Annotated in this window: 14 protein-coding genes and 1 tRNA gene; 3 read left to right on the top strand and 12 right to left on the bottom strand. The window is 63.9% G+C overall.

The window, feature by feature from the left end; all coding sequences use genetic code 11:
• Positions 1–32: 32 nt before the first annotated feature.
• The 11 genes from M2432_RS00910 to M2432_RS00860 all read right to left on the bottom strand — a co-directional run bounded on the left by M2432_RS00910 (position 33) and on the right by M2432_RS00860 (position 11052).
• Complete coding sequence (locus tag M2432_RS00910; protein WP_280824851.1) at positions 33–998, bottom strand: MlaD family protein; 966 nt, start codon at positions 996–998, stop codon at positions 33–35.
• Positions 995–2050 (bottom strand): MlaD family protein, encoded by a 1056-nt coding sequence (locus M2432_RS00905; protein ID WP_280824850.1) that lies wholly within the window; start codon positions 2048–2050, stop codon positions 995–997. The genes M2432_RS00910 and M2432_RS00905 overlap by 4 nt, the downstream gene beginning before the upstream one ends.
• Entirely contained in the window at positions 2047–3210 is a 1164-nt protein-coding gene (locus M2432_RS00900) for an MlaD family protein (RefSeq protein ID WP_280824849.1), read from the bottom strand. Before M2432_RS00900 ends, M2432_RS00905 begins: the two co-directional genes overlap by 4 nt.
• Positions 3211–4272, bottom strand: a complete 1062-nt coding sequence (locus M2432_RS00895; protein WP_280824848.1) for an MlaD family protein — start codon at positions 4270–4272, stop codon at positions 3211–3213.
• Positions 4269–5279, bottom strand: coding sequence for an MCE family protein (locus M2432_RS00890; protein WP_280824847.1), 1011 nt, complete (start codon positions 5277–5279; stop codon positions 4269–4271). Before M2432_RS00890 ends, M2432_RS00895 begins: the two co-directional genes overlap by 4 nt.
• Positions 5276–6325 (bottom strand): MlaD family protein, encoded by a 1050-nt coding sequence (locus tag M2432_RS00885; protein WP_280824846.1) that lies wholly within the window; start codon positions 6323–6325, stop codon positions 5276–5278. Before M2432_RS00885 ends, M2432_RS00890 begins: the two co-directional genes overlap by 4 nt.
• 34 nt (positions 6326–6359) lie before the next feature.
• Entirely contained in the window at positions 6360–7220 is an 861-nt protein-coding gene (locus M2432_RS00880; protein ID WP_280824845.1) for an ABC transporter permease, read from the bottom strand.
• Positions 7220–8035: an ABC transporter permease gene (locus tag M2432_RS00875; protein WP_280825281.1), complete on the bottom strand. Its 816-nt coding sequence runs from the start codon at positions 8033–8035 to the stop codon at positions 7220–7222. The genes M2432_RS00880 and M2432_RS00875 overlap by 1 nt, the downstream gene beginning before the upstream one ends.
• Before the next feature lie 543 nt (positions 8036–8578).
• Positions 8579–9265 (bottom strand): hypothetical protein, encoded by a 687-nt coding sequence (locus M2432_RS00870; RefSeq protein WP_280824844.1) that lies wholly within the window; start codon positions 9263–9265, stop codon positions 8579–8581.
• Entirely contained in the window at positions 9258–9716 is a 459-nt protein-coding gene (locus M2432_RS00865) for a hypothetical protein (RefSeq protein ID WP_280824843.1), read from the bottom strand. Before M2432_RS00865 ends, M2432_RS00870 begins: the two co-directional genes overlap by 8 nt.
• A 40-nt stretch (positions 9717–9756) precedes the next feature.
• A complete protein-coding gene (locus M2432_RS00860; RefSeq protein WP_280824842.1) occupies positions 9757–11052 on the bottom strand; it encodes a cytochrome P450 in 1296 nt (431 codons plus the stop codon).
• A 292-nt stretch (positions 11053–11344) separates the two neighbouring features.
• On the opposite strand from M2432_RS00860, the gene M2432_RS00855 reads away from it, so the two are divergent.
• From M2432_RS00855 to M2432_RS00845, 3 genes are all read left to right on the top strand, one after another.
• Complete coding sequence (locus M2432_RS00855; RefSeq protein ID WP_280824841.1) at positions 11345–12625, top strand: AarF/ABC1/UbiB kinase family protein; 1281 nt, start codon at positions 11345–11347, stop codon at positions 12623–12625.
• A 23-nt stretch (positions 12626–12648) separates the two neighbouring features.
• Positions 12649–12873 carry a hypothetical protein gene (locus M2432_RS00850; protein ID WP_280824840.1) on the top strand — a complete coding sequence of 75 codons (225 nt, stop codon included), beginning with the start codon at positions 12649–12651 and terminating at the stop codon, positions 12871–12873.
• A 233-nt stretch (positions 12874–13106) separates the two neighbouring features.
• The gene (locus M2432_RS00845; RefSeq protein WP_348536287.1) at positions 13107–13532 is read left to right on the top strand and encodes a Gfo/Idh/MocA family oxidoreductase; all 426 of its coding nucleotides are present in this window, start codon (positions 13107–13109) and stop codon (positions 13530–13532) included.
• A 29-nt stretch (positions 13533–13561) separates the two neighbouring features.
• Here M2432_RS00845 and M2432_RS00840 read toward each other — a convergent pair.
• Positions 13562–13638, bottom strand: a tRNA-Met gene (locus M2432_RS00840).
• Between the last annotated feature and the right edge of the window lie 164 nt (positions 13639–13802).

The raw sequence follows: 13802 nt of genomic DNA, 5'->3' as shown, positions 1-13802 counted from the left end.
TCAATTCTTTCCTTGCTGTTACTTCGTTCGGTTCACTGATGCCATTCGGGCACATTGAGTTGGACGCGTAGGCCGCCCGTGTCGTTGAAGGTCGATTGCCAGAAGTCGATCCAGTGCCCGGCGTCGACCTTGATGGGGCGCAGTGGCGCCAACGCAGGCTGCAGGACGGTGGCGAAGGTGCTCATTGGGCCGGACAGCATGTCGAGGTATTCGCCCAGTTTGGTGACCAGTACCCCGGCCGGGTCGTCGGGCCCCAGTACCCCCATGCCGCTGTGCGAAAGGTTCTCGATTTCGTGGATCAGCTGCAAGAACGCGGGCACCGAACGCGGTAGTAATTTGCCGGTCTCGCTGATTATTTCGCCGGCGTTGAGTTCGCCCAGCTTGGTGGTGAACGTCGAGACATTGCCGAACAGGGTGGTCAGCAATTGCTTGTCGTCGTGAATCACCTTGGCGGTCAAGCCGGCAGTGGTCGCCAGGGAGTCGATGGTGTCGTCATTGCCGGCGAACGCCGCGGACATGTTGGTGAGCAGGACGTGTATGTGGTCGAGGTCGAGGGCCCGGAACAAGATATTAGCCTTGGTGAGAAGGTCACTGGCGGTAACTATCGGTGCGATCCGCTCGGCAGGGATCACTGCACCGTCGGAAAAATAGGGCGGCGCAATCAGTTTCGGCCGAAAGTCGATGTATTGTTCGCCGGCTGCGGAAAGGTTCTCGACGCCGATCGCACTGTCGGCAGGTACCGGGTGATCGCGGTCGAGGTCGATCGAGACCGCCAGTCCCGTTGCGGTGGTCTGGATGTCGGACACCCGGCCGACCTTGATGCCGCGCATCGTCACCTCCGATGTGGGCATCAGGCCGCCGGAGGTGTTCAACATCAGGGTAAGTCGGGTGATCTGCTTGGTCGGGGCGACATCAAGCACGCCGAACGACATGTAGATGGCGCCCAACACCGTCATCACAGCCAGGATGACCAGCGTAGTGCGAGCACTGAATTTCATGGCACCATTCCCATGGTCTGCATCGCACTGACCGCCTGATCGGCCTTGTCGGCAGGATCGACGCCCTCACGTCCGGTCGGTGGATGAAGTTCGGAGACTATGTATTTCGGCCCACCATCGCGGAAGAATCCGAGGAGCTTGTAGCGCAGGAGGGCGACGAACTTATCGGCGATCACCGGCACGGTGGTGTCAGCGGTTGCCAGTGTTCCGACCATCGGCGTGATGTAGGAGAGGATTTGCATCAAATCGCCGGCGATCGGATTGATGACCTGACCGCCGAGATTACCGACGTCTTTAGAGGCACCGACCACGTTGAGGATGGCCAGGGTGACCGCAGACAACCCGGCGAGCTTGGGCGGGCCTTCGGTGACCAGCCGGTTGAACACTGTGGTATTGGCCGCCAAGTTGGTGGTGATGTTCTTCATGCCGGACAGCAAGCCGTCGATGGTGTCCTGGTTGGCCGCAAGGTCATTGAGTACGCCGGCGACGGTGTGCTGCATCCGGGTCAGCTCGGCAGGGTCTTTCGGGAACGCCTTGTTGACGCTGACCACGGTATTTTGCAGAGTGCCGATCGCGCCGCCGGCCACCAGGTTCGACACCGAGCGCAAGACGTCTTCGACATTGTCAGCCGGGGCGGTGTTGCGCAATGGGATGGTGTCGCCGTCGCGCAGCATCGCCGTGCCGCGATCCCCCGGCGGAAGCAGCGCGATGTAGACGTCGCCGAGTGGGGTGGCCTGGCGGAGCTCAGCACGGGTGTTGCCGGGAAGCGGGGTGTCGCCGGCAATGTCGACGTGGGCGACCGCCGTCGTGCCCTCGAGCTGGACGTGATCGAGCACACCGATCTGCACCCCGCCGGAGTCCACTTTGGCCCGGGCGGGCAGGTTGAGCACGCTGGAGAACTGAATCTTGATGCGGTACGGGTGATTTGCGGCGTAGGCGCCCGGCACCGGCAGCCGTGTCGGGTCCAGCGAACAGCCCGTGGTGATGCAGATTGCCACCGCGAACAGGAGGGTCAGCAGGGCGCGGGCGGCCCGGATTGATCGTCGGGTCATGACAGCGCGCCCCCCAGGATGAGATCGGTCAAACCCAGGGTGACCGGATCCGACGCGTTGCCAGACGCGCACGCCGCGGCGGCACCGGGGACATTGCGGCGCTGCAGCCCTTGGCAGATGGCGCCGGCCTGCGACGGTGAAATCGCCACTTGCGGTGGGATATAGGTGACGTTGTGGGTGCCCCACGACGGCTCGTAGATATCGGATATCCAGTGGCTGAACTGAGGCCACGAATTGATCATGGCGAGGATGGCCGGGGTATGGCGGTTCAGCCCGTCCCGCAGCCCGGCGATCCGCCGGTCGAATTTCTCATAAATCCTCGGCCCCCACCGGTTCATTGCCTCAACCACGATCGGAAGCAGGTGCGACATGTGGCTCAGGGTCGCGCCCAGGTTGTCCGACAGGCCCTCGATCAATTGGGTGGTGGTCGGCAGCGTCTGGATCACCGCGGCGAAGCTGGCCCAGTTCTTCAGAAAGTCTGAGGTGAGGATCTCGCTGTTTTCGAACAACTGCCGGTAGTCCGCGTCAGCCTTGTAGGGATCGGCGAGCATTGTGACCAGACTGCGCATCGTCTGGTTGAGGCCGGCGCCGCTACCGTCCAAAGATCGGCTGGCCGCCAGCAAGCTGTCGTTGATGGCTTGTACGCCCGGTGCCTGCGACGGGTCTTGACCAGGTTTGGGCGCCATGATGGTGTCGGCGAGTTTGCCTATGGCAGAGAAGGTTTCACTGACACTGATCGGGGTCTTGGTGGACTGGAGCTTGATGCACCCCGGACCGGTGAACTTCGGGCCCCCTGTATAGGGCTTGGTCAGTTCGATATGGCGGTCGGTGACGATGGATTGCGAGTAGGTGACCGCACCGACATCGGCCGGCAGATCGAGGTCGGCGGGCACGGTGAAGTCGACCTCGACGTGGTCGGTCTTGTTGACAATCGCATTCATCGAACCGACTTCGATGCCTAACAGTGCCACCTTGTTTCCGGGATACAGCCCTACCGCGTCGGTGAATTCGGCGCACAACGCCCGGGTATTACTAATTTTGGGCGAGACGAACTGGGCGCCCGTAACTACCGCCGCCACGACCACCGCGACCACGGCCACCACCGCCGTCATGCCCCAAGGGGAACGCAGCCGCGAACCGACACTCGACTTCCCGGCCATCTAGCAGTTCCTCATGATGTTCGGCAGACACAGGTCCTGTCCTGGGACGAGTCGGTTGTGTTCGTCGAAGACGACCCCGTTTCCACTGAGCATCGGCCCCACGATGTTGAGAGCCTGCCCCAAGCCGTCGAGGGCCTTGCCCCAGTCCTCGGGGTGGGCCGCGAGCGCGTCGCTGATGTCGTCCCTGGCCTCGGCGGCCGGTGCGATCTCCCGACCGTAGAAGATTACGAGGCGGTCCATGATGCGAGCCAATTTACTGAGCAGACTGAAGAACTCGATGATGTCGACTGACTTCGAGACGTACATCTTGCCGAGGATGTCGAACTGCTGGAAGAACGTGATGAGCTCTTTGCGTCCGGCGACCGCGGCCCGCAGGCCGTTGTTGACGAAGTCAAGGCTTTGATGAAAGTCAGTGGTGGACTTGCTCATTGATTCGGTCAGCGCATTGGCCGACTGGAGCAGGTTGCGGATGGCGTCCGGATACTTGTTGGCCGCGTTGGCCACTTCGGTGAAGGTGTCGTGGATGACTTGGCCGTCGACCTCTTTGATCAGCGGGGTAGCCGCCTGGATGATGTCGTTGACCTCGAACGGCAATGTGACATGTTCCGGCGGAATCACCTTGCGCCCCAGCGGCATAGCCCCCAGCGGGTCGAGGGCAATGTAATGGCCACCCAGCGGGGTCAGCAGCTTGACGTCGAGGGTGGATTCCGAACCGAGCAGGACCGAATTCTCAACGTCGAATTTCATCTCGACAACGTCGCCGGCGAGACGAACACTGGTAACCTTCCCGACCGGGATACCGGCGATACGAATCTGATCGCCGGCCCGCACACCGGAAGAATTGAGCAGATGCGCGGTGTAGCCGGCCTGACCCGTCGGGTTGAGGTAGGCCATGGCGGTGGTGGCCAGTGACGCGAGAATGACGACGACGCCGATGACGCCGTTCCGGCGACTGCGGATCGCGACCGTACGCTCATCGGGCAGACCGCGCCGTCCGCCCAGCATCTTGTCCAACCCAAGACTCTTTCTCAGCGTGGTCAGCCGGTTGCCCAATTCCGTCACTTGCACACCACCAGGTTCTGTTGCGCGAAGGACACCTGCCCGATCCCTGGCAGAGTGACTTCGCCGTGCGAGCAGGAAAAGCTTGGTGCGGCGGGCTTTTCGTCGACCAGCCAGTCCCGGATTCCCTGGATCAACGACGGTGCGAGCGACAGGCCCGCGATGATGGTCGGGGTCTGCGGCCACATGCGGCTGACCAGGTCGTACAGCGGAACCGTCGTCCCGTCGAACGTGCGCTCGGCATATTCCAGGACGTGGGTGGTGCTGCGCAGCACGGGCAGCCCGCCGTCCAGCGCGGTACGGAACTCCTCGGCCTTTGATCCGAATTTCGTCAGCACGTCATTGAGTTGGGAGATGAGCTGAAACAGTTGATGTGACTTGCCGCCCAGGTCCTGGGAGATGGAACTGAGGTTGCGGATCATGACGGTGATGACCGCCTGGCGGTTCACCGCCAGCTTGGAAATCACGTCAAGGTCATGCAGAAACGGACCGATACCGTTTTCATCGCCTTGAATCAGTCGCAGCAGATTCTCGCCCAACAGGTTGAACTGGGCAGGGTCGAGAGTTTGGAACATCGGCCGAAACCCGTTGAACAGCTTGGCCACATCGAACGACGGAATGGTCTGCCCCAGCGGAATGGTGCCGCCCGGCGACAGTTGGTTGCCCGGGTTGGCGGGTTGGACGAGTTCCAGGTAGCGCTGGCCGATCAGCGTTTGATAGCGCACTGCGGCAACGGTATTGGCGAACACACGGTGATCAGCCTGTGCGCTGAAATCGACCTTGGCGATCCGCCCGTCGAGTCGGATCGTTTCCACCTTGCCGACCTGAACCCCGGAAATGCGAACGTCGTCACCGACGTAGAGCCCCGACACATCGGTGAACGCCGCGGTGTAACGGGCGACGGCCCCGGTGACCGGACTACGCAAGGCGGTCAGCACCACGAGCGTGCAGACAACCGCGACGGCGGTGAAGATGGTCAGCCAAATCACCGATTTGGTAACGCTTCTCATCGGCCGCTCCCCTGCGCTGGCGGTGCCGATGCCGCGGGCGCCGGCGGAGCCGGGGGCGCTGGCGGACTAGGCAAGGCCGCCGCCAACCCTGGCATGGCGTCCAGGGTGACCTCAACCTGCAAGCGGGTTTTGCCGTCCACGACCGGAAACGCTGCGCTGGTGCGGTCCAGCAGACCGGATAGCCGATCATAGGCCGGCGCCAGACTGCCCAGCGAGTACGAGGCCGGCAACAACACGCTCACGATCGAGGCCATCGTGGGGACCAGCCACGTCATGTTCTTGGCGAAGATCTGGTCGGCGTTGAAGAGCAGCTTTGCGGTCTGGTCCATGATCACGTTCATGCGCTCAACGCCATCGGGGTGCGCCAGAAATTCCATTCCGTTCAGCAGGTCGTAGGCCAACCCGATCAGCGGGACAGCGTCGCTGACCCCGTTGACCACCGAGGCGAACACCGAAAGCGACTGCGAGAAGGGCACTTTCTGGGAGTCGGTGAGCATCTTGACCAAATCAAAGTACGAGCGGGTCACCGGCTCGGTCAGGTCGGAGTGCTTGCGCACCACCTCGATGATGTGGTCGAGATCGGGCGTGTCCATGATCCGGCCGAACTTCTGGCCCTGCCGCAGCAGTCCGGTGATGGTGGCCGGCGGCACACTGGTGTCCACCATCAGCGTCTGGTTCGGACTCAACCGCGCGCCGGTGCCGCTGCTGTCCAGTTCGACAGCGGCGAGGCCAAACGTATTGGACGACATGAACTTTGCCGTCGTGTCGGCCGCGAGCGCTTTGGCTTGGCGCGGCTCGAGTTCGACCGTGATTTTCTGCTTGTTGTATCCGATCGACTGCAGCGTCTTCACCGATCCGATGGTCAGGCCACGGAACTTCACCTCTGCGCCCGGCGTCAGGCCTTCACCGAGCGTCTCGGCCACCACGGTCAGCTTGAACGTCTCGTCGTAGCCCCCGGTGCCCATCTGATACAGCACTACGCCCGTAACACCCAGCAGTACAGCGGCTATCAGGCCCCGGATCCGCAACGAGAGCGAACTGGGCATCCGCGCTCCCTGGTCTGGAAAGATCGGCATTGTTCTACCCCGAGATCCGGATGCCAGGACTGTTACCCCAGAACAACAGCGTCAGCACCATGTCGGCGGCGACCACGGTGACGATGCTGGCGCGGATGGCCCGACCCGAGGCCCGCCCGACTCCTTCGGGACCACCGCTGGCGAAATAGCCTTGATAGCAATGGATCGCGATGATCACCGTCACGAAGATGGCCGCTTTGAGTACTGAGAACACCACGTCGGAAGGCTGGATGAACGAGTCGAAGTAGTGGTAGTAGGTGCCCGATGACTGCCCGTGCATCACGTTGACCACCATCGCGCACGACACATAGCTCAGCCCCAGAGTCACCACGTACAGCGGGACGATGGTGATCATCCCGGCGATCACCCGGGTGGTGACCACGAACGGGATCGATTGGATGCCAAGGGCTTCCAGTGCGTCGATCTCCTCGGAGATCCGCATGGCGCCGATCTCGGCTGTCATGCGGCACCCGGCCTGGGCTGCGAAGCCGATTCCCGCGATCATCGGCGCCATCTCGCGGGTGTTTGCATACGCCGAGACGAAACCGGTGAGCGGGCCCATACCGACCATGTCGAGCGCGCCATACCCTTCGATTCCCACCGAGCCACCGACCGCCGCGCCCATGAACACCAGCACGCCGATGGTCCCGCCGCCGACGATGAGCGACCCGTTGCCCCAGATCATGTCGACCAGCAGCACCCCGGTTTGGTGCCGGTAATACTTCAGCGTCTGCGGAATGGCGCCTAGCACCTGGAACAGGAAGGTCAGCTGGTGGCCGAGCCGCTGGACCAGCGAGTCACCACGGTCGGCGACCCAATGCGGGGCCAGCAGGGCTGTGGGGATGTGTCGGGACGGAGTCGCCATCAGCCCATCCTCAGCGGCATGGACATCGATACACCTTGCGTGATGATCAGATTGAGAACGAACACCGCGACCACGCCGATCACGACGGAGGCGTTGACCGCGTCGGCGACACCGCGCGCCCCGCCCTTGGCCTCCAGACCGCGCTGGCAGGCCACCAGGATCACGACCACACCGAAAAGCCAGGTCTTGATGACGGCCACGACGACGTCGCTGACACTGGCGAAGGACGCGAACGACGCGATATAGCTACCCGGGGTGCCGGACTGGAAGCCGACATTGATGGCATAGCCCGCCGCCAGCCCCATGAAGATGATGAAGGCGCACAGCACCGGCGCGACGAACACGATGGCAGCCAGTCGAGGGGTGACCAGCCGCTGAATCGGGTCGATGCCCATGACGCGCAGGGCATCGACCTCTTCGCGGATGGTGCGGGCACCGAGATCAGTGGATACCGCGGAACCCGCTGCACCGCCCAACAGCAAGGCGGCCACCATCGGCGCGCCCTGTCGGATCACCCCGAGGCCACCGGCTGCACCGGAGACGGACGAGGCGCCGACCTGCTGGATGAAGTTGCCCACCTGCACCGCCACGATGACCCCGAACGGGATGGACACCAGCAATGCGGGAATCGCCGTGACGCTGACGATGAACCAGGCTTGATTGATGGTGTCCCGCCAGGGGTGGCGCAGCCGGATCAAGTCGGTGATCAGGTAGGCGAAGGCCCGAGCGGCCAGGTCGAAGAGTCGGCCGAGCGTCTGCAACGAGGTATCGAGTTTGTGGAGGCCGCGCAGGACCGGTTCGCCCAGCCTCGTGATGACCTGGCGGCCGGCCGACGGCTCAGCGGCAACCGGGAGTTCTTCCGGCGCCTCGGGCGCCGCCGCCGCGGGCTCGGAGTCTTGCTCGTCTTCGCCGAAGAGCTCGTCGACGTCTTCGTCTTCAACGGCCGTGGTTGTGACGGCGTCGGCGACGCTGTCCTCGGTGGTTGCCTCGCCGGTAACGCCTATGACGTCATCAACGCAGGTAAAACCGTTGCTTTCTTCGTCTGTTGCTAGCTCAGTCGCTGCCGCGTCATGGACACCTGCAGTCAATGGCAAGTACCTCCTCGAGCGCCGTTAGACCTCCCCCAGCAAATGTCCAGACGTGTGTGTCATGCGTTTTACCAGTGGTTACCGAGTACAAGCGTTCTACCAGCAGCGGTGTGAGCCCGTTCACGGAAAGTCATTGAAAGTGATGTACGCCACGATTTTAACTATGTCGTCAATAGCAGGTGTCGGCGGGTCGCTTTTAGCTGGAGATTCGTCGTGTCCCGCCAGCCTCGGCGAGACGGACGACGCCGACGGCAGTCGCGCAGAAGTTCTCTAGCCGACGAGCCCTAGGTCCTTCTTGGCCGCAGCGATGAACTGCTGGCGTAGACCGCTGTCATCTTGCTGCACCTTGGCGACCGCGTCCAGCGCTTCTTTAACCTTTCCGGCGTAAGCGCGGGTATCGCCGGCCTTGACGACGTCGAGGCCCAGCGGCTGGATCTGGTTCATGATCGCGTTGTGTGCGTCCACCATCCGGCCCCGCACATTGTCGACGTCTGCAGTGCCGACAAGTTGGACTTTCACTGACGCTTCCCGGTATTTGTCGACCTGGTCGTGGTAAGCGCCGCTTTTCGTCACCATGCCGTCGACGTCGATGCCGGCGGCCCGATCCATCTGGTGGACGAACTCAAACTCGTTCTCGGTGAGGTCATCGCCCGTCTTGAGGAAATCGAGATAGGCAGCCACCCGCTGGTCCCTCGTGAATTGACCTGCAGCACGGTCCGTTTCAGCCCTGATCTGATGGCCCGACGTGCGGTAGGCCAATACGCTCGAAGTCACACCCACCACCACCGTGGCTGCAATGCCGGCGACCGCCAACCAGAACTCGTTCGAGCGGGGTGGACGCCGGTTCCGTGCATGCTCGGTTGGGCCGCCACCGTCGGCCGCTGTTTGATCCGTCGCGGTGGACGCCCCGCCGCCCTGACTGGGTGGCTCGGCCGGTGCCGGGTCGGAGTCAGGCATGCCTGTCCCCAGCGGCGAAGGCCGAGCCGGTGATTTCCCGGTCAATCGTGCTCACGACGTTCCCCCCTGCGGGTTCGGTGCCTACCTGATGACGCCAGTATGGGACGAACCGGCATGGCGGACATGAGTAATGCGCTACGCGAATCTGGTTGGTGGCTTCGGGCCGGTCGACCAACCAGCTCTGGAAGAACAAGCCGTCTAGTTGAACTTCTCCCAGTCGATCGTCAACGACGACGAGGAGGTGACGGTGACGGTCGTACGGACCTCGTTGTCCGGCCATGTTGAGCGTCGTCACCCCGTTCAGGTTCAGCGACGAGTCATGGCTCCCTGCAACGCAATTGATGCAGGTCCACGGCGAGAACGCCGGCGTGTCGACAGACAGCGACTCGCGATCCACTCGGCAGTGGTCAGGCTGCGGGGAACGCAGCGCAGCGACGCGCCACTGCGACATTCACAGTTAGAAAACCCCGTTCAAAGCGATATGGTCGCGCCTACACCGCCACCTCCAGGCTCGTGAGCCCGCGCAGCACCGGATTCGCCCGGTACACCGGCCGGTCCTCCATGAGCGAGAGTCCCGGGAACTGCTTCGTCAGCGCGTCGAACGCGAGCTGCGCCTCGAGCCGCGCGAGGGGCGCCCCGAGGCAGAAGTGCGTGCCGAACCCGAACGCGAGGTGCGGGTTCGGGTCACGCGCCAGGTCGAGCTGGTCGGGGTCCTCGAACGTGTCGGGGTCGTGGTTCGCCGCGCCGATGCTCACCAACACGAGCGAGCCCTCCGGGATCACCTGGTCGTCGATCGCGACGTCTTCAAGCGCGACGCGCACCGACGCCTGCACGGGCCCGTCGTAGCGCAGCAGCTCTTCGACCGCGGACGGGAGCAGCGCGCGCTCGCTGCAGAGCCGCTTCCACTGATCGGGCTCGCGCAACAGGGCGAGCGTGCCGTTGCCGATCAGGTTCGTCGTCGTCTCATGGCCGGCGAGCAGCAGCAGGTTGCCGGTCGCGAGCAGCTCTGCGTCGGTGAGCGCGTCGCGCTCCTCCTGGGCCGCGATCATCGCGCTGATCAGGTCCTCGCGCGGGGCGCGGCGGCGGGCAGCGATGATGTCGGCGAGGTAGTCGAAGATCTGGCTCGCGGCCTCGGCGCCGGTCGCGCGCCCCTCCGCGCTCGCCGACCCGAACCCGTTGAGCATCGTGCTCGACCACTGCCGGAACTGACGGTGGTCCTCGACCGGGACGCCGAGCAGCTCAGCGATCACGATCGCCGGGAGCGGCTCGGCGACGTCGTGGATCAGGTCGAAGGTGCCCTTGGCCTGCGCCTCGTCGGCTAGCTCGCGGACGATCGCCTCGATGTGGCCGCGCAGCGCGGCAATGCGCTTGGGCGTGAAGGCCTTGTTGACGAGCTTGCGGACGCGCGTGTGGTCAGGCGGGTCCATTGTCAGCATCGAGCGCATGCCAGTTGCGCTCTGGCGCAAGAACTCCGGCATGCGGTCGAGATTGTCGCGCATGAGCGGCGCGCGGATGCGCTCGACCGAGAAGCGCGGGTCGCGCAACACCGAGTGGACGTCGCGGTAGCGCGTGAGCATCCACATGCCGGGGCCGCTGTAGTTCGGGACCGGCACCTCGAGCACGGGCCGCACGGTGCGGATCACGGAGTAAATCGGGTAGGGGTTCTCGAGCGAGCCGGCGCTGCGCAGCGGCAGGAACAGATCGAATTCACCGGAGCCGTCAGAAGAAGATTGGGGTGACGACCGGTCGCGGGAGGGCGCGGAGCGCTGCCGGGCAAGAGACGTCATGGCGGGATCCTCCAGGCGAGCGCAGTGTTGAGAATGACCGACTGACCGGCCACAATAGCATCGTGCCAACGATTGCCTCAATCACGCGCGACGCGTTCTCCGAGGCCCGCCAGTCCAACCCGACCGCACGTCGCCCTGAAGCTCTGGGCCCAGCGGAGCTTCGCCCAGACCTCGGTCGAGAAGATCGCCCGCGAGGCCGGGATCACAAAGGACACCCCCTATCTCGAATTCGATAGCAAAGACGCGCGGCCGCTTCGTGATCCGTCACTTTCGAGTCGTCCGAGTCCTGCGGGTGGCGCTCGCGGTCGTGCGCGTCCTGCCCCGCTACCTGCTGCTCTTGGCGCGCGATCGCACCGCTCGCTGGTCGACGGCTGACGCCGACTGGCAGCGCGCGCACCGCGCGGCGGCCCGCGAGATCAAGGGCGTCGCGCTCTCGCTAGCCGGCGCATTCACGAAGGCCGCCCAGATCCTGGGCGCACGGGCCGACTTCTTCCCGGCGCCCTTCGTCGAGGAGCTGAGCCAGTTCCATGACGCGGTGCCGCCGCGGCCCTTCGAGACGCTGCGGCCGCTCGTCGAGCGCGACCTCGGCCGCCCGCTCGACGAGGTCTTCGCGACGATCGACCACCGGGCCCTCGCCGCCGCTTCGTTGGCGCAGGTGCACCGCGCGACGCTGCGCGACGGCAGCCAGGTCGTCCTGAAGATCCGCTATCCCGAGATCCCGAGGATCATCCCGCTCGACCTCGGCATGCTGCGCCGCGTCGTCGGGATCGTCATGCTCGTGCAGCGACGCATCGATTTGCGAGCGCTCGTCATCGAGGTGACGCGCTTCATCGAGCTCGAGCTCGACTTCCCGCGCGAGGCGCGCTCGACCGAGCGACTCGCGAAGAACCTCACCGACGTCCCCTTCGTGGTCGTTCCGCGCGTCCATCCGGAGCTGTGCGGCGACAACGTGATCGTGCTCGAGTACCTGGAGGGCATCCAGGTCGCGCGCACGAAGGAGCTTGTCGCGGCAGGCCACAAGCTCGCGGAGATCGCGCGCAAGATCGGCGCGCTCTACGGCACGATGATCTTCGAGCAGGGCTTCTTCCACGGCGATCCACACCCCGGGAACCTGCTGATCCTGCCCGACGGCCGGATCGGCCTCCTCGACTTCGGCTTGGCCAAGGAGCTGCCGCCCGGCTTCGCGCGGCTCGTCGCGACAATGATGGTCTCGTCGATGATCGGCGACTCGCGAGCCGCGTTCGCCGCGGCTGAGCAGCTCGGCTTCGACGTCGCCTCGATGAAACCCGAGAACCTGCGCTCGCTGATGCTGATGACGGTCGGCGACAGCGACACCGAGGCTGGGTTCTTCGAGGTCCTGGGCGAGACGAGCTTGCGCAAGATCCCGGAGGACTTCGCGCTCGTCGGGCGCACGCTGATCCTGCTGAACGGGCTCTCGCACCGACTTGCACCCGGGCGCCGGCTGATCCAGGCCGAGCTGCTGAAGCACCTCGCCGCGGGCGCGGCCCGGGCAGAGGGCGACGAGCCGGTCCCATCGGCCAGCGCGGATAATTCGGCCCGCAAGCCCGCGTAGTCCTGAGGTTTGGCGGGGTATCCGTGGCCACGACGTTCAGGGTTGCTGGTCGGGTGATGAAATGCCCGGTGGGCAAACTAAAGTTCGAGACCGTATCCACGGTGAGCACGGCGGTTGCGCTCGCGGTCACGACGCTGGTGGCTGGTAGCGGTGATGCGTTGGTAGTTGGCCACGATCATCCGAAAGTGCTGCGCAGCGGTGCTGTTCCGGGTGAAAGTCCTTTTCGAGAAGCACTTTTCAGAGTCTGATGTCCGGGTCAGCGTTTCCGAGGGTGCCTGGGTTGAGCTTGCGGTCAATCATGGGCATACCCTCGCCTACGACATGGCGGCTGCCGCCGCGTACCGATGTTCTGAAGTGTTCCCATCGAGCATGAAAATGGCCCCCGGAGGAGTCTCCGGGGCGAGGCCATCCTCTCGACTTTGCGAGTCATGGACACCATTCGCGCCCGGATCGGGATCACCTACCCCATGCCGAACTCGCCCTGGCCGCCATCGCCGCCGGAAAGCCCATCCTTTGCGAAAAGCCTCTGGCCCTTACCGCCGCAGACGCCGCCGCCGTCGTCCAGGCTGAGCGGCACGCTGGGCAGCATCTGATCGGGCTGGGCCTCATGCGCCGCTTCGACCCGTCCTATGTGGAACTCAAAGCCATCGCAGATGCCGGCGAACTGGGCGACATTCTGGTCGCACACTGCGTCAGTCGCACCGTCACCGAAGGGCCGGGCGGTGACTCCGCCAACACCATCACCAACGCCGCCATCCACGAGCTTGACACCAGCGCCAATGCTGAAAGCGTCCGGCTTCCATCGCCCGAAAATCGCCGACTTCAGAAAAATTCCGTACACAAATCCGTACACAAGGACAGAAAAGAAGAAACCCCCTCCGATTCCTCTCGGAGGGGGTTTCCGTGATAGATCCCTGTATTCAGTTCATCTACCTTTGGTAGCGGGGACAGGATTCGAACCTGCGACCTCTGGGTTATGAGCCCAGCGAGCTACCGAGCTGCTCCACCCCGCGTTGGTGAATACAACGTTACCCAACGCTTCCAGATGCGCCAAATCGAGTGCTCAGCAGGGGTTTCTAGCACGTAAGCAGGCTGAACTCTGGTCCCCAGAACGGACGCAAATGTGACCCAATTCTCACTACTGCGAGCTGGGCGCACCTCAGCTTGCGGGAAAGCA

The organism is Mycobacterium sp. OTB74 (genome assembly GCF_029892685.1).
Lineage (GTDB): Bacteria > Actinomycetota > Actinomycetes > Mycobacteriales > Mycobacteriaceae > Mycobacterium.
The sequence above is the reverse complement of the archived record's forward strand: the minus strand, read 5'-3'. Positions and strand labels throughout refer to the sequence as shown.